Raw genomic sequence first — 15,607 nt, 5'->3', positions numbered from 1 at the left:
GAGGCGGGACCCCGGGGGGTCCCGCCTCCTTCCCACGGGCATACTGTGCACCGCTACTGACGCGTCCATGGCAACCACTCCGTTGCAGTGCCCGGACGCGGGAACATCCCAGGGGGATCTCACACATGCGTTCCGTACGACTCCTTCCAGCCTTCGCCGCCTTGGGCGCGACGCTGGCCCTGACGGCCACCGCCTGCGGCCCGACCGAGACACCGGCGGCCGACAAGCCCGCGGCGGAGGCCAGTGCCACCGGCGGCGGCGGAGCCGCCCTTCCGAAGGACCTCGCCGACAAGCTGAAGAAGCACGGCGTCGATCCCGACAAGTGGAAGAACGGCGAGTGGAAGAACTGGGACAAGGACACCTGGCTCCGTGAGGCCGAGGACTTCGTCAACCCCGTGATCGAGGGGCTCTGGGACTCCCGGCGCATGCAGACGGCCAAGAGCCCGGACCAGACGATCGCCACCACGGCCGGTGCCGGCGGCAGCGACCCCGTTCCGCGTCCCGTCCAGGCCCAGCGCGAGAAGACGCCGTACCACCGCAACGCGGCCCCGGTCGGCAAGATCTTCTTCGACTCGCCGCAGGGCCACATGGTCTGCTCGGGCACGATCGTGAAGGATCCGCGCCGGCCCGGAAAGTCCAACATGGTCTGGACGGCCGGCCACTGCGTCCACGCCGGTCAGCGCGGCGGCTGGTACCGCAACATCACCTTCGTCCCCGCCTACAACGACCTCGGCAAGTCGCCGTCCGCACTGCGCAACGCGCAGCCGCACGAGGAGGCGCCCTACGGCCAGTACTGGGCCGACTGGGCCGTCACCTCGGGCGAGTGGATCAACCGCGGCGGCTCGAACGCCGCCTGGCCGTACGACTACGCCGTGCTGCACGTGCAGCCGGAACGTGGCAAGAAGTCGCTGGAGGAGACGGTCGGCGCCGCTCTGGCGGTCGACTTCTCGGCCCCGACGGCCGCGCAGGCGGGGACGATCGGCGCCTGGGGTTACCCGTCGGCACCTCCGTACAACGGTCTGATCATGCACAAGTGCCTCGACCGCGCGAGCCGCATGACCACGGCGCCCGCCACGCCCACCATGTACCGCATCGGCTGCACCATGACCGCCGGCTCGTCCGGCGGCGGCTGGTTCCGCGCGCTGCCGAACGGCAAGACCGTGCTGGTGTCGAACACCTCGATCGGCCCGGCCGGCGGCAACGGCTGGCTGGCCGGCCCGCAGCTGGGCAGGGGTGCGAAGGACGCGCACGAGATGGTGAGCAAGAAGTTCGCCCGCTGACCCCAGGCCGCCGGGCCTCAGTCACCGCATGCGGAAGGCCCCGCCCCTCGTCGAGGGGCGGGGCCTTCCGCATGAAGCGGTTGTGCAAGCGGAGACCGTCAGTGCGCGGCCGGGACGAACGGCATCAGGAACGCCGCCAGCTCCTCGTGCACGCGCGCCTTGAGCAGCGTGCCCTCCGGCGTGTGCTCCTCCGAGAGCACCTCGCCCTCGGCGTGCACCCGCGAGACGAGACCGCCCTGGGTGTACGGCACGAGCGCCTCGATCTCGACCTGCGGCCGGGGCAGCTCGGCGTCGATGAGCGCGAGCAGCTCCTCGATGCCCTCGCCGGTACGCGCCGAGACGGCGATGGCGTGGCGCTCCGCCCGCATCAGCCGCTGCAGCACGAGCGGGTCGGCCGCGTCCGCCTTGTTGATGACCACGACCTCCGGCACGTTCACCGCGCCGACGTCGCGGAACACCTCGCGCACGGCCGCCAGCTGCTCCTCCGGAGCCGGGTGCGAGCCGTCCACCACGTGCAGGATGAGATCGGCGTCCCCGACCTCTTCCATGGTGGAGCGGAACGCCTCGACCAGGTGGTGCGGCAGATGCCGTACGAACCCGACGGTGTCGGCCAGCGTGTACAGCCGGCCGCTGGGTGTCTCGGCCCGGCGCACGGTCGGGTCGAGGGTGGCGAACAGCGCGTTCTCCACCAGCACGCCCGCGCCGGTCAGCCGGTTGAGCAGGGACGACTTGCCCGCGTTGGTGTATCCGGCGATGGCGACCGAGGGCACCTTGTGACGGCGCCGCTCCTGCCGCTTGATGTCGCGGCCGGTCTTCATGTCCGCGATCTCCCGGCGCATCTTCGCCATCTTCTCGCGGATCCGACGCCGGTCGGTCTCGATCTTGGTCTCACCGGGACCACGCGTGGCCATGCCGCCACCGCCGCCGCCACCCATCTGACGGGAGAGCGACTGACCCCAGCCTCGCAGTCGCGGCAGCATGTACTGCATCTGCGCGAGCGCGACCTGTGCCTTGCCCTCTCGGGACTTGGCGTGCTGGGCGAAGATGTCGAGGATCAGGGCGGTCCGGTCGACCACCTTGACCTTGACGACGTCTTCGAGTGCGATGAGCTGGCCGGGGCTGAGTTCGCCGTCGCAGACGACCGTGTCCGCGCCGGTCTCGACCACGATGTCCCGCAGCTCGCGCGCCTTGCCCGAACCGATGAAGGTGGCCGGGTCCGGCTTGTCACGGCGCTGGATCACGCCGTCGAGCACCAGGGCGCCCGCCGTCTCGGCGAGTGCCGCCAGCTCCGCGAGGGAGTTCTCCGCGTCCTGAACGGTCCCCGAGGTCCATACGCCCACCAGCACCACGCGCTCCAGGCGCAGCTGCCGGTACTCGACCTCGGTGACGTCCTCGAGTTCGGTGGAGAGGCCCGCCACGCGCCGCAGGGCCGCGCGCTCGGAGCGGTCGAACTGATCGCCGTCCCGCTCTCCGTCGATCTCGTGGCTCCAGGCGACGTCCTCTTCCATCAGGGCATCGGCCCGAAGGCTCTCGGTGCGGCTCGTCTCGGCGAAGCTCTGCTCGTCCTGGGAAGGGGATGAAGAGGAGGTCATTTGATCCTTACGTCGATAGGAAAGTCGTTACGTCGATCACAACGTGTGACGGCACCGAAAGATTCCCGGGCCGACCCCGGCGTCGACCTGATGATGGTGACACGGCCTGCCCGCGCCCGTCACCCCGGTTTCGGGGCGCTCGCGGCGGGCGCGGCCTCGGCCGCCTGGCTGCGCCATTCCGGGTGGCCGGGCATGGCCGGGGTCTTCTCGGCGTACAGCCAGCCGGCGAGGAAGGAGCTGAGGTCGCGCCCCGCCACCTCGGAGGCCAGGGCCGTGAAGTCGGCGGTGGAGGCGGTCCCGTCCCGGTGCTCGCTCACCCAGCGGCGCTCCAGACGCTGGAAGGCGTCCTTGCCGATCTCCTGACGCAGCGCGTACAGGACCAGGGCGCTCCCGTCGTACACCACCGGCCGGAAGAGGCTGATCTTGTGGCCGGGCTTGGGGGGCTCGGGGGCCGCCGGTGGGCCGCCGGCGGCCCTCCACCGGTCGGAAGCGGCGTACGCGGCCTTCATGCGCCGCTCCAGGGACTGCTTGGCGGTCTCCTCCGCGTACAGCGCCTCGTACCAGCTCGCGTGCCCCTCGTTGAGCCACAGGTCGGACCAGGTGCGGGGTGAGACGCTGTTGCCGAACCAGTGATGGGCCAGCTCGTGGACCATGATCGAGTCGACGTACCACTCGGGGAACGCGGGTTCAGTGAACAGTCTTCGCTCGAAGAGAGAGAGGGTCTGGGTCTCCAGCTCGTAGCCGGTGTCCGCGTCGGCGACGAGGACACCGTAGGTCTCGAAGGGGTACCGGCCGACCTGGCGCTCCATCCACTCCAGGTGCCCCGGAGTGCGCTTCAGCCAGGGTTCCAGCAGCTCCCGGTCGGCGGTGGGCACCACGTCCCGTACGGGAAGGCCGTGCGGTCCCGTCCGGTGGACCACGGTGGTGCGTCCGATGGAGACCTGGGCGAGCTCGGTGGCCATGGGGTGGGCCGTGCGGTAGGTCCAGGTGGTGGCGGCGCCGGCCGTGGTACGGCCCGCCGGCAGACCGTTGGCGACGGCTGTCAGGCCGCTGGGTGCGGTGATCCGGAAGGTGAAGTACGCCTTGTCGGCCGGGTGGTCGTTGGACGGGAAGACCCGGTGGGCGGCGTCGGCCTGGTTCGCCATGGCGAGGCCGTCGCCGGTGCGGACCCAGCCGCCGGAGTCGGCGGATCCGCCGGGGTCGCTGGTGTGGGCGACCTCGATGGTCAGGGCCTCTCCCTCCTCGGTCTCCCGGGCGGGCGTGATCACCAGGTCCTCCCCGCTGGTCACGAACTCGGCCGGTTCGCCGTCGACGGCGACGGAGCGGACCGTGCCGTGCGTGAAGTCCAGGTTGATCCGCTCCAGGTCAGCGGTGGTGAGCGCCTCGATGCGCGTCACGGCCGCGAGCGGGCGGGTGTTCTCACCCTGATAGGTGAGGGCGATGTCGTACGAGAGAACGTCGTATCCCGGGTTGCCGAGATGGGGGAAGAGGGGGTCCCCGATGCCGAGCGGCGCCGGCGCGGGGAGGGCGGCGGCGACGAGCCCGGCCGAGGCGGCGACGAGGACGGCGGAGCGCAGCCACCGCGCGCGTGGGGAGGGGTGACGGGGTGTGAGCGGCATGAGCTACGGCTACCAGTGCGCCCTCCGCTCCCCCCGGCGGCGCGCTCGTCGGCCACTCGAAGGAGTCACGGCCGGCCGGCGCCGTGGGTCCGCCGGGCTCAGTCCTCCTGGGACGCGGGACGCCGGGCACGGCTCACGTCGTAGACACCCGCCACGTCCCGCATGGCCCGCATCAGGGCCGGCAGCCCTGCCGCGTCCGGGAGTTGGAGGGTGTAGGTGTGCCGGACCCGCTGCTCGGTGGGCGGTTCGACGGTCGCGGAGACGACGGCGACGCCCGCCGCGGCGATGACCTCGGTGAGGTCCGCGAGGAGCCGGGGCCGGCCGAAGGACTCGGCGACGAGCGTGACGCGGCATTCGGCTGTGTCGCCCCAGTGGACGGTGACGGGTTCGCGCCCGAGCCGCTTCATGGTCCCGACGGCGGTGCAGCCGGTGCGGTGGACGGTGACGGACCCGCCACGCACCTGGAAGCCGGTGATCTCGTCCGGGGGTACGGGGGTGCAGCACCCCGCCGGCCGTACGGCGGTGGCCGCGATGCCCGGCAGGTCGGCGAGGAGCCTGGCGCCGGAGCGACGGTCGGCGGTGACGGGTGCGGGCGGGCGCGGGGCGACGGCGGGGGCCTTGGCGGTCTCCGGGTGCGTCTGGAGCCATGCGGTGATCGCGATGCGCGCGGCGGGTGTGCGGGCGTGCTCCAGCCACTCGGGGGACGGCCCCGAGGCAGTGTCCTGGGCGAGGAGCAGCTGCACGGTGTCACCGTCGTTCAGGACCGTGCTGAGCGTCGCCAGGCGCCCGTTGACGCGTGCGCCAAGGCAGGCGTGGGCGGCCTCGCCGTGCCGCGCGTACGCGGCGTCGACACAGCTCGCTCCGGCGGGCAGGCCGAGCGTCCCGCCGTCGGCGTGGAAGACGGTGATCTCCTGGTCCTCGGCGAGGTCCGCGCGCAGCGAGGTCCAGAAGGTGTCGGGATCGGGGGTGGCCTGCTGCCAGTCGAGCAGCCGGGAGAGCCAGCCGGGGCGGGTGGGGTCGGCGCGCTCTCCGTCCTCGGCCGGTTCGGCGGCGCCCTCCCCCGTCGCCGCGGGGACGTACGGGTTGCCGAGGGCGACGACTCCGGCCTCGGCGACCTTGTGCATCTGGTGCGTACGGATGAGGACTTCGGCCACGGCCCCGTCGGGGGCGGCGACGGCGGTGTGCAGCGACTGGTACAGGTTGAACTTGGGCGCCGCGATGAAGTCCTTGAACTCGGAGATCACCGGAGTGAAGCAGGTGTGGAGCTCGCCGAGGACCGCGTAACAGTCGGCGTCCTCGCCCACGAGGACGAGGAGTCGGCCGAAGTCGCTGCCGCGCAAATCTCCGCGCTTGAGCCGGACCCGGTGGACGGAGACGAAGTGCCGGGGTCTGACGAGGACTTCGGCGGCGATGTCCGCCTCGCGCAGCACGGCGGAGACGTGTTCGGCGATGGTGGCGAGCGCGTCGCCCGCGCCGGTGTTCTCGGCGATGAGGGCGCGGGTGTTCTCGTACTCCTCGGGATGGAGGATCGCGAAGACGAGGTCCTCCAGCTCGGTCTTGAGCGCCTGGACCCCCAGCCGCTCGGCGAGCGGGATGAGGACGTCGCGGGTGACCTTGGCGATCCTGGCCTGTTTCTCGGGTCGCATCACCCCGAGGGTGCGCATGTTGTGGAGCCGGTCGGCGAGTTTGATCGACATCACCCGGACGTCGTTGCCGGTGGCGACGAGCATCTTGCGGAAGGTCTCGGGTTCGGCGGCCGCGCCGTAGTCGACCTTCTCCAGCTTGGTCACGCCGTCGACGAGATAGGCGACCTCGTCGCCGAACTGCTCGCGGACCTGGCCCAGGGTCACCTCGGTGTCCTCGACGGTGTCGTGGAGGAGGGAGGCGGTCAACGTCGTCGTCTCGGCGCCGAGTTCGGCCAGGATCAGGGTGACCGCGAGCGGATGGGTGATGTACGGCTCGCCGCTCTTGCGGAACTGTCCGCGGTGCGAGGACTCGGCGAGGACGTACGCCCTGCGCAGCACGGTCAGGTCGGCGTCGGGGTGATGGGCGCGGTGGGCCTCGGCGACGTGCCCGATGGCGTCGGGCAGCCGGTCCCTCGTGGTGGGACCGAGCAGAGCGGCACGGCCCAGCCTGCGGAGGTCGATCCTCGGACGGGCGCGCCTGCGGCTGGGAGCGTCGGGGCCGGCGGCCTCCGCTGCGCTCACAGGATTGGTGGCCTCTGCACTCATGGGCACCTCCGGCGGCGTCGACCGGCGGTGGGCGGGCAAGGCGTGCCCGCCGCGCCGGTGCTTGATGCTACCGACCCCACCACGCGGCGCAGTCGTGCTCTCGCCGAGCGTGAAACGGACCACCCATTCGAGCGAACGATCAGTCGTTGACTGTTTCGATTTCTCCGTCGGCGAGCCAGGAGGGATCGATCGTGCCCTCGGCGACGATCACGGCCGGGCCGGTCATCTCGATCTCGCCGTCGGGGTGCTCGGTGATGATCAGCGTGCCGCCGAGGACGTCGACGGTGTACGTGACGGGGGTGCCGGTCAGGGCGGGGTCGGCGCCGTCCCGGCGTGCGGTGGCCACGGCGACGGCGCAGGCGCCCGTGCCGCAGGAGCGGGTCTCGGCGGCGCCGCGCTCGTGCACGCGCATGGCGACGTGGCGAGGGCCGCGGTCTGCGACGAACTCGATGTTGACGCCGTCCGGGTAGACCTCGGCGGGGCTGTAGTGCGGCTCGGTGAAGAGGTTTCCGGCGTGGTCGAGGCTCTCGACGAAGGCGACGGCGTGCGGATTGCCCATGTTCACGTTGCGGGCGGGCCAGCTGCGGCCGTCCACGGTGACGGTGACGCCGTCCTCGGGGAGCAGGGCGCGGCCCATGGAGACGGTGACGGAACCGTCCTTGTCGAGGTGGACCCGCTTGACCCCGCCGCGGGTGGCGACGGCGACCTCGCCGGCGGTGACGTGCCCGGCGTACTGCAGATAGCGGGCGAAGACGCGGACGCCGTTGCCGCACATCTCTGCTACCGATCCGTCCGCGTTCCGGTAGTCCATGAACCACTCGGCCTCGTCGGCCATGCCGCGGGCCTCGGGGTGAGCGGCGCTGCGGACTACGTGCAACAGCCCGTCGCCGCCGATCCCGGCGCGCCGGTCGCACAGCCGCGCGACGGCCGCGGCGGGCAGGTCGACGGCGTTGTCGGCGTCGGGAACGATCACGAAGTCGTTCTCGGTCCCGTGGCCCTTGAGGAAGGCGAGCGGCGAGGTCTGCGTGCTGGTCACGGGACCAACTGTACGGGGCGGGTCGGACAGCGGCCTCGACGGTCCACGGGGTGTGCCTCAGGCATCAGGCGTCCCCGGAGGCGGGCACATGGTGTGGCCGTCAGCGGAGGCGGGCCACGCGCCAGACGGCCAGCGCCACCAGGAGTGCGCTGACGGAGACGTACAGGGCGATCACCCGCCAGTTCGGGCGTTCACCGGAGCCGCGGGCCGGCAGGCCGGGCCATGTGTGGCCGACCTTGCGGGCGGCCATCATGCCCCAGCCGGCCGCGCAGGAGCTGATCAGCAGCCCGAGCATGGCGACGACCGCGCCGCCCTCGCCGGAACCGAAGGCGAGGGGGAAAGCGAACATCAGCGAGCCGACGGCGGCGAGGCCCACGATGGGCGCGAGCTGCCAGATCCGCAGGCGGCGCTGCGGCCGCAGTTCGACCTCGACCTCGTCGGCGTCGACCTGGACGGACGTGCCTTCGGCGTCGTCGGGACCGTCCGGCGTCAAACCGGGCGCGTCACCTCGGTCTTCGCCCCGGACGGCGTCGTGCTGTTCTCTGTCGCGAGGGCCGGCCTCCATCGCCACGCGCCCTCCCAACTCGGACTCCACTTGGTCGATCGATGCTCGATGATGGCACGCCGATGACCGCTGGAATGACGGGCGTGGCGTCCCGATGCCATCACGTGATCAGGCTGTAACCGCTCGTTCGACCAACGTCAGCGCCTCTCGGGGGAGTTCCCCCCGGTGGTCGGCGGCGCCACTCAGCCAGTGGACCCGCGGGTCGCGCCGGAACCACGAGTCCTGACGACGCGCGAAGCGCTTGGTGGCTCGCACGGTCTCGGCGCGCGCCTCGTCCTCGGTGCACTCCCCCGCGAGCGCCGCGAGGACCTGCTGATAGCCGAGCGCGCGCGCCGCCGTACGCCCCTCCCGCAGTCCGAGCGCCTCCAGCGTGCGCACCTCCTCGACGAGTCCGGCCTCCCACATCCGGTCCACGCGCGCGGTGATCCGCTCGTCGAGTTCGGGCCGCTCCACGTCCACGCCGATCTGCACCGTGTCGTAGACCGAGTCCGGTCCGGGCAGGTTGGCCGTGAAGGGCTTGCCGGTGATCTCGATGACCTCCAGGGCGCGGACGATGCGGCGGCCGTTGCTCGACAGGATCGCGCGGGCGGCCTCGGGGTCGGCCGCGGCGAGGCGGGCGTGCAGCACTCCGGAGCCCCGCTCCTCCAGCTCCGCCTCCAGGCGGGCCCGTACGGCCGGGTCGGTACCGGGGAACTCCAGGGCGTCGATGGCACCGCGTACGTACAGGCCGGAGCCGCCGACCAGGACCGGGGTGCGGCCGGCGGCGAGCAACCGGTCGATCTCCGCCCGGGCGAGGCGCTGGTACTCGGCGACGCTGGCGGCCTCCGTCACGTCCCAGATGTCGAGGAGGTGGTGCGGGACGCCGCCGCGCTCCTCGAGCGTCAACTTGGCGGTACCGATGTCCATCCCTCGGTAGAGCTGCATCGAGTCGGCGTTGACGACCTCGCCGCCGAGCTGCTGGGCGAGGAAAACACCCAGATCGGACTTTCCGGCCGCTGTGGGACCGACGACGGCGATGACCCGCGGGGCGGGAGCTGCACTTCTCACCGCCCCAGTCTCGCAAACCTCTCGGCGGGTCCCCGAATGAGCGACGTGACGGCCCGCATCCGGGTTCGTTGCCAGTTGCGAGGTTCCGACCGCCGGTTTACGTACCGGCTGCACCGGGTGGCGCAATGGGGCGCACCGGGCACCGCGGGGCTTCTCCCACACGAGTACGCTATGGAGTGGAAATGGGCGTTTTTGCAATGTTTCGCCGCAAGGGCAAGGAAGCTGCCGAGGCGTCAACGGAGGAGGCCCAGGCAGTCACCCTGACGGGTGATGCGGAAGGCGCGGAGGTTGCCACCGAGGTTCCCGACGCCGAAGCGGCGGAGGGTGCCGAGGACGGGGAGACCGCCACGGCGGCCGACGCGGTGGAGGCGGTCGAGGCCGTGGAGGCCGTGGAGATCCCGAAGCAGCAGTCGGCCGAGGAGGCCGCGGACAACGAGGCCGGCGAAAGCGCCCGGAAGTAGGTCCTGGAGACAGGGCGGACGGCATACGGACTCACCGGAGGGAAGGTGACCCATGGGTCTCCTGGATTCACTGAAGGCCAAGCTCGCCCCGGCCAAGGAGAAGGTCTCCGATCTCGCCCAGCAGCACGGGGACAAGATCGACCACGGCTTGGAGAAGGCCGCGAGGATGGTCGACGAGAAGACCAAGGGCAAGTACAGCGACAAGATCGAGTCGGGTACCGGCAAGGCCAAGAACGCGCTGGACCGGATCGCGCACAAGGACGGCGACGCCAAGGGCGAAGGCCTCACCCCGCCACCGGCCGTCTGAGGCCCGGCCTCACCTGAACGACCCTCCGCACGGCGGACGGCCGCAGAGCGCTTTGCTCCGCGGCCGTCCGCCGTTCGTCTACGACCCAGCGGCTACGACCACGCGGCGACGATGTAGCCCACGCCGTAGGGGGCGTCCTCGTGGAGGAGCCTGCCTTCGAGGCCCGCGCCTTCGCCGGCGCCCGCGAGGACCTGCCAGGGCGCCCGGCCGGCCGCCTTCAGCTCGTACGCGAGGTCCGCGTCGATCGCCCGCAGGGCGTCCAGGTCCGCCGCGCCGAGCGCCCGGGCGGCCTCGGCGTCGAAGGGGGCGGCGCGCTCGTCCAGATAGCCGGGCGCCTTCAGCGTCCGGCAGGCCGATCCGTCCCCCATCACGAGCAGCGCCACGCGGTCGGCGGACGCGGCGAGCTCACGGCCCGTGGCGGTGCACGGGCCCTCCGCCAGCCGCAACGGGACACCGATTCCCTCGATCGGAGCGTCGGACCAGCGGGCGCGCTCCAGGAGCCATGCGCCCACCGCGAGGGAGGCGGGCAGCGGACGCTCTCCCGCCGGCCCCGCCCCGAGCCGCACGGAACGTTCGACGCCGAAACCGGCGAAGCCTCCGGCCGAACCGGCGGGGAAGGTCTCGACGGCGTCTCCCCTGTCGGCCGGGCCGATCACGTAAAGCCGGTCGGGCCGGGACGCGGCCAGCACCCCGAGGGCGTCGGAGCACGCCGTCCGGGCTCCGTCGAGCTCATCGGCCGCGCCCGCAGCAACTTCGGGTACGAGCAGGGGCGGACAGGGACAGACGGCTGCGGCGACAAGCATGATCCGCAGCCTACTGCGATGTCAGGAGGTCAGTGGCTCCCGCAGGCGGGCGCCGCGGCCGCGGGGAGCGGCTCCGGGACGCCGATCTTCGGCAGCCCCAGCAGAACGCCCGCCGGCTTGGCGGCGGCCGCGGTGGTGCGCTTCTCCCAGGCGTCGCCGGCGCGGGTGCGGCGTACCGACGGCGTCGGGCCCTCGGCGAGCAGGTGGTGCGGGGCGGCGTAGGTGATCTCGACGGTCACCACGTCGCCCGGGCGGACCTCCTGGTCCGGCTTGGTGAAGTGGACGAGCCGGTTGTCGGGGGCCCGGCCGGAGAGCCGGTGCGTGGCGCCGTCCTTGCGGCCCTCGCCCTCGGCGACCATGACCTCCAGCGTCCGGCCGACCTGCTTCTTGTTCTCCTCCCAGGAGATCTCCTCCTGGAGAGCGACGAGACGTTCGTAGCGCGCCTGCACGACCTCCTTGGGGATCTGCCCGTCCATCTCGGCCGCGGGGGTGCCGGGGCGCTTGGAGTACTGGAAGGTGAAGGCGTTGGCGAACCGGGCCTCGCGGACCGTGTGCATCGTCTGCTCGAAGTCCTCCTCGGTCTCGCCGGGGAAGCCCACGATGATGTCGGTGGAGATGGCGGCGTGCGGGATGGCCGCCCGCACCTTCGCGATGATGCCGAGGAAACGCTCCTGCCGGTACGAGCGGCGCATCGCCTTCAGGACGGTGTCCGAACCGGACTGCAGCGGCATGTGCAGCTGCGGCATGACGTTCGGGGTCTCGGCCATCGCCGCGATGACGTCGTCCGTGAAGTCGCGGGGGTGCGGAGAGGTGAAGCGGACGCGCTCCAGGCCCTCGACGTTCCCGCAGGCCCGCAGCAGCTTGGAGAAGGCCTCGCGGTCACCGATGTCGGAGCCGTACGCGTTGACGTTCTGGCCGAGCAGGGTGATCTCGGAGACGCCCTCGGCGACGAGGGCCTCGATCTCGGCGAGGATGTCGCCGGGCCGGCGGTCCTTCTCCTTGCCGCGCAGGGCCGGGACGATGCAGAAGGTGCAGGTGTTGTTGCAGCCGACGGAGATCGAGACCCAGGCGGCGTACGCGGACTCGCGGCGGGTCGGGAGCGTGGAGGGGAAGGCCTCCAGCGACTCGGCGATCTCGATCTGCGCCTCTTCCTGGATGCGGGCGCGCTCCAGGAGAACCGGCAGCTTGCCGATGTTGTGCGTACCGAAGACGACGTCGACCCAGGGGGCCTTCTTGACGATGGTCTCGCGGTCCTTCTGCGCGAGACAGCCGCCGACGGCGATCTGCATGCCAGGGCGCGTGGTCTTCATGGGGGCGAGTCGGCCGAGGTTGCCGTACAGCTTGTTGTCGGCGTTCTCGCGGACGGCGCAGGTGTTGAAGACGACCACGTCGGCGTCACCGTCGGAGCCCTGGGGGGCGCGGACGTAGCCGGCGTCCTCCAGCAGACCGGAGAGCCGCTCGGAGTCGTGGACGTTCATCTGGCACCCGTAGGTGCGCACTTCGTAGGTTCGCTGGACGTCCACTGCCTGACTCCGGTCGCTGCTGGTCATGGGACAAGGGTATGCGGTGCCCGGCGTTGCCCCGCTCCGAGCCGTCCCCTGCCCTCTGCGCCCGTCATGGGGTGGCGGCGGCCGCCGCCCGGACGGCGGTGGCGAGCTGGGACCGGAGGGTCCCCGCGTCCGGCCGGAGGGCGCCGCTGAAGGCCGCGGAGCCGATGGTGAAGGCGTCCACACCTGCGGCCGCGAGGGCGGCTATCTGTGCGGGGGTGGTGATGCTTCCGGCCACCACCAGCCGGCCGGTGGTGGCGGCGCGAGCGGCGCGGACGAGGGCGAGCGGGTCGGCGTCGGCGGCCCGGTGGGCGAGGAGGTCGACTCCGGCGCAGCCGGCGGCCTCGGCCCGGCGGCAGTCGGCGGCGATGCGCGCCGGGTCTCCGGCCAGGCGGGTGGGGTGGCCGTGCGGATCGCCGGCGAAGGGGAGGTACTCGATGCCCGTGCCGGCGAGCAGGGTCAGCGTCTCCTCGATCCAGGTGCCGCCCATGAGCCGGTCGACGCCGAGGTCGACGGCGGATCTCACCGAGGCGAGTGCTTCGTCGCGCGTGGTGCTGACCACTTCGAGGTAGCTGGTGGCACCCATGTCCTTGATCCGTCGGTGGAGCCGGGCGAGTGTTCCGCGGTCGACGCCTATGTCCTTGAAGCCGATGTGACTGATGGGCCCGATGGTGCCGGTGGGGTCGGTGCCGGACTCGTCGAGGACGTCGAGGACGTCGAGGCAGTCCGTGACGGTCTTGTCGTCACGGGTGAGCATAAAGACGAAGTCCACGGGGGTCCTCCGGGTCGTGAGCCGTTGACGGGGCGGGGGCCGAGGGGCCGGCGGCCAGTTCGTCGGCCTGGCGCAGGGCGGTGAGGAGGCTGGTGTGGTCGGCGGTGCCCCGGCCCGCGATGTCGAAGGCGGTGCCGTGGTCGACACTGGTCCGCACGAACGGCAGCCCGATGGTGATGTTGACGCCGTGCTCCAGACCCAGGTACTTGACGGGTATCAGCCCTTGGTCGTGGTACTGGGCGACAACGGCGTCGAACTCACCGGCTCGGGCCCGCATGAAGACCGTGTCGGCGGGCCAGGGCCCGCTGGCGTCGATGCCTTCACGCCGGGCGGCTCGGACCGCCGGTTCGACGATGTCGAGATCCTCGCGTCCGAAGAGACCGTTCTCCCCCGCGTGGGGGTTGAGGGCGGCGACGGCGATGCGCGGACGGGCACCGGCCCCTCCCCCGCCCGTGAGGGTCCGGTGGGTCAGCCGGATGATCTCCAGCTCGCGGGCGGTGGTGAGGGAGTCCAGTGCCGTACGCAGCGACTGGTGGACGGTGACGAGGACCACCCGGAGGTCGTCGTTGGCCATCATCATCGCGTAGTCACGCGTGCCCGAGAGGTCGGCCAGGATCTCGGTGTGCCCCGGGTAGGGCAGGCCGGCCAGTCGCAGCGCCTCCTTGCTGACCGGTGCGGTGGTGAGGGCGCGGATCTCGCCGCGGAGCGCGAGCTCGATGCCCCGGCGTACGTACCGGAAGGAGGCGGCGCCGGCGCGGGCGTCCACCGTGCCTGGCCTCAGGTCTGCTGGCAGCGCGCCCTCGATCTCGGTGAGGACGTCCATCACGCCGAGTGCGTGAGCGGCGTCGGCGATGGAATCGACGGGCCGCACGGTCAGCTCCGTGCCGGTGGTGCGGCAGGCCCGGGCGAGGGTGTCCGGGTCGCCGATGACGACGACGGCCGCCCGACGCCGGGGGTCCGCGTACGCTTTGACGGTGATCTCGGGCCCGATGCCGTTCGGGTCGCCCATGGTGACGGCGATGGGGTTCACGCGTCTCCTCCCGCTTGTTCATCGGTGTGTTCCGTGCCGCCTTCGGTGAGGAGCCGGCCCAGTCGGTCGAGTGTGGCCCGGTCACCGAATCCGCCCGCCTTGATCAGGACGGGGATGCCCGGAGGGCCGATCAGCAGACCGCGGGCGACACCGGGCTCGGGCTCGTCGTACAGCTCGATGCCGGCCGCGCCGAGCGCTTCGAGGACCGTGACGGCGGTCTCGCCACCGGTCAGCACGAGCCCGTCGACCGCGCCGTCCGCCGCCAATCCCCACACCACCCGGGCAAGGTCACGGGTGAGCGTGTCGGAGGGGGCCGGAGCACGACGCCCGTCCGGGGTGTGGACGACCAGGATCGGCGCGGAGGTTCGCCGCAGGACGTCGATGGCCGCGGTGGGATCGTCGCTGTCCGCGCAGGCCACGTCCTGTCGCGCACGCAGCGACTCCAACTGGCGGCGGGACGCCGGATGCGCGCTGCCGACGGCGATCAGCGGACGGTGGACGGCGGGCAGACGGGGTGGCGCGGTGGCAGGGGTACGGGGATGGCGACGGGCCAGGGCCGCCGCGAGCCCCGGGGAGCCGACCCAGAGCACGTCCCTGGGCCGGGGAGCCGAGGAGACCAGGCGGTCGAGATCGGCGTCCGTGGCGGCGGAGCAGACGAAGAGGCCGCCCTTGCCGATCAGCTCGGGCAGCCGCCCCAGCTTGTCAGGTTCGACGACGTCGGCCTCCGGCAGGAGGTTTCTCAGATCCGAGGTGCGCACCGGGTGCGCCGGATCGCGCGCGAAGTCGGTGTCGTGCACCGGCACACCACGGAGGTGCTGGACCCCACGCACCGTGGTCCGCCCCTCCGCGGGGAAGGCGGGCGCGATCACGACGGCCCGCCGCCGCGAGCCGGCGCGGGCGGCGCGGATCTCGGCCGCGAAGTGGCCCCGCAACGTGGAGTCGACCGTCTTCAGCAGCAGCTCGGCGCCGGCGAAGGACCGGGCGGCCCGCTCCGTCCGGCGCACGCCCTCCGCCTCCTCCAGCAGCCGGCTGCCGAGATCGACGGCGATGACGCCCTCGGCGATGTCTGGAGCCCGGGCGGTCCCAGCCGTCTCAGGGGTGTGGAGGAAGGCGCGGGCCCGGTGGCCCGCTCTGCGGAACGGCGCGGCGCCGTCGCCCGCGCTGGTGAGGTCGTCGGCGAGGACGGCGACGCTCCCAACGCAATCGGCCTGCGAAGCGGCCCGGTCCGCAGCCGCGTCCCTTCGGGAATCCAGCCTCATGCGTCGTCGCCTCCTGGTCGCCTGCCGTGACGACATCAACACTGGCGTTCGGAAAGCC

Annotated in this window: 14 protein-coding genes; 3 read left to right on the top strand and 11 right to left on the bottom strand. The window is 72.0% G+C overall.

What is annotated here, in order from left to right:
• Positions 1–125 precede the first annotated feature (125 nt).
• Complete coding sequence (locus IE136_RS29245; RefSeq protein WP_158991211.1) at positions 126–1,280, top strand: trypsin-like serine peptidase; 1,155 nt, start codon at positions 126–128, stop codon at positions 1,278–1,280.
• Positions 1,281–1,378: 98 nt separating this feature from the next.
• On the opposite strand, the gene hflX is transcribed toward IE136_RS29245, so the two are convergent.
• From hflX to miaA, 6 genes are all read right to left on the bottom strand, one after another.
• Positions 1,379–2,872 carry a GTPase HflX gene (hflX, locus tag IE136_RS29240; RefSeq protein WP_158991209.1) on the bottom strand — a complete coding sequence of 498 codons (1,494 nt, stop codon included), beginning with the start codon at positions 2,870–2,872 and terminating at the stop codon, positions 1,379–1,381.
• A 119-nt stretch (positions 2,873–2,991) separates the two neighbouring features.
• Positions 2,992–4,491 carry a M1 family metallopeptidase gene (locus IE136_RS29235; protein WP_189601819.1) on the bottom strand — a complete coding sequence of 500 codons (1,500 nt, stop codon included), beginning with the start codon at positions 4,489–4,491 and terminating at the stop codon, positions 2,992–2,994.
• Positions 4,492–4,589: 98 nt separating this feature from the next.
• Positions 4,590–6,722 carry a RelA/SpoT family protein gene (locus IE136_RS29230; protein ID WP_189601818.1) on the bottom strand — a complete coding sequence of 711 codons (2,133 nt, stop codon included), beginning with the start codon at positions 6,720–6,722 and terminating at the stop codon, positions 4,590–4,592.
• 139 nt (positions 6,723–6,861) lie between these two features.
• Positions 6,862–7,758: a diaminopimelate epimerase gene (gene dapF / locus IE136_RS29225; RefSeq protein ID WP_158991200.1), complete on the bottom strand. Its 897-nt coding sequence runs from the start codon at positions 7,756–7,758 to the stop codon at positions 6,862–6,864.
• 100 nt (positions 7,759–7,858) lie between these two features.
• Complete coding sequence (locus tag IE136_RS29220; protein ID WP_158994762.1) at positions 7,859–8,323, bottom strand: hypothetical protein; 465 nt, start codon at positions 8,321–8,323, stop codon at positions 7,859–7,861.
• A 108-nt stretch (positions 8,324–8,431) separates the two neighbouring features.
• Entirely contained in the window at positions 8,432–9,370 is a 939-nt protein-coding gene (gene miaA / locus IE136_RS29215; protein WP_189601817.1) for a tRNA (adenosine(37)-N6)-dimethylallyltransferase MiaA, read from the bottom strand.
• A gap of 182 nt (positions 9,371–9,552) precedes the next feature.
• Between miaA and IE136_RS29210 the strand changes: the two genes are divergently transcribed.
• Both IE136_RS29210 and IE136_RS29205 read left to right on the top strand, forming a co-directional pair.
• Complete coding sequence (locus IE136_RS29210) at positions 9,553–9,831, top strand: hypothetical protein (protein WP_158991194.1); 279 nt, start codon at positions 9,553–9,555, stop codon at positions 9,829–9,831.
• Positions 9,832–9,883: 52 nt separating this feature from the next.
• The gene (locus tag IE136_RS29205; RefSeq protein ID WP_158991192.1) at positions 9,884–10,138 is read left to right on the top strand and encodes an antitoxin; all 255 of its coding nucleotides are present in this window, start codon (positions 9,884–9,886) and stop codon (positions 10,136–10,138) included.
• Between the two features lie 92 nt (positions 10,139–10,230).
• On the opposite strand, the gene IE136_RS29200 is transcribed toward IE136_RS29205, so the two are convergent.
• The 5 genes from IE136_RS29200 to IE136_RS29180 form a co-directional block, all read right to left on the bottom strand.
• Positions 10,231–10,941: a class III extradiol dioxygenase subunit B-like domain-containing protein gene (locus IE136_RS29200; protein WP_158991189.1), complete on the bottom strand. Its 711-nt coding sequence runs from the start codon at positions 10,939–10,941 to the stop codon at positions 10,231–10,233.
• A 29-nt stretch (positions 10,942–10,970) separates the two neighbouring features.
• Entirely contained in the window at positions 10,971–12,491 is a 1,521-nt protein-coding gene (gene miaB / locus IE136_RS29195) for a tRNA (N6-isopentenyl adenosine(37)-C2)-methylthiotransferase MiaB (protein WP_189601816.1), read from the bottom strand.
• A 64-nt stretch (positions 12,492–12,555) separates the two neighbouring features.
• The gene (locus IE136_RS29190) at positions 12,556–13,260 is read right to left on the bottom strand and encodes a HisA/HisF-related TIM barrel protein (protein ID WP_189601815.1); all 705 of its coding nucleotides are present in this window, start codon (positions 13,258–13,260) and stop codon (positions 12,556–12,558) included.
• The gene (gene pdxA / locus IE136_RS29185; RefSeq protein ID WP_229819260.1) at positions 13,232–14,290 is read right to left on the bottom strand and encodes a 4-hydroxythreonine-4-phosphate dehydrogenase PdxA; all 1,059 of its coding nucleotides are present in this window, start codon (positions 14,288–14,290) and stop codon (positions 13,232–13,234) included. Before pdxA ends, IE136_RS29190 begins: the two co-directional genes overlap by 29 nt.
• Positions 14,287–15,549 (bottom strand): four-carbon acid sugar kinase family protein, encoded by a 1,263-nt coding sequence (locus tag IE136_RS29180; RefSeq protein ID WP_189601814.1) that lies wholly within the window; start codon positions 15,547–15,549, stop codon positions 14,287–14,289. The genes pdxA and IE136_RS29180 overlap by 4 nt, the downstream gene beginning before the upstream one ends.
• Positions 15,550–15,607: the final 58 nt, after the last annotated feature.

This window comes from Streptomyces lateritius, from assembly GCF_014649715.1.
Lineage (GTDB): Bacteria > Actinomycetota > Actinomycetes > Streptomycetales > Streptomycetaceae > Streptomyces > Streptomyces lateritius.
The sequence above is the reverse complement of the archived record's forward strand: the minus strand, read 5'-3'. Positions and strand labels throughout refer to the sequence as shown.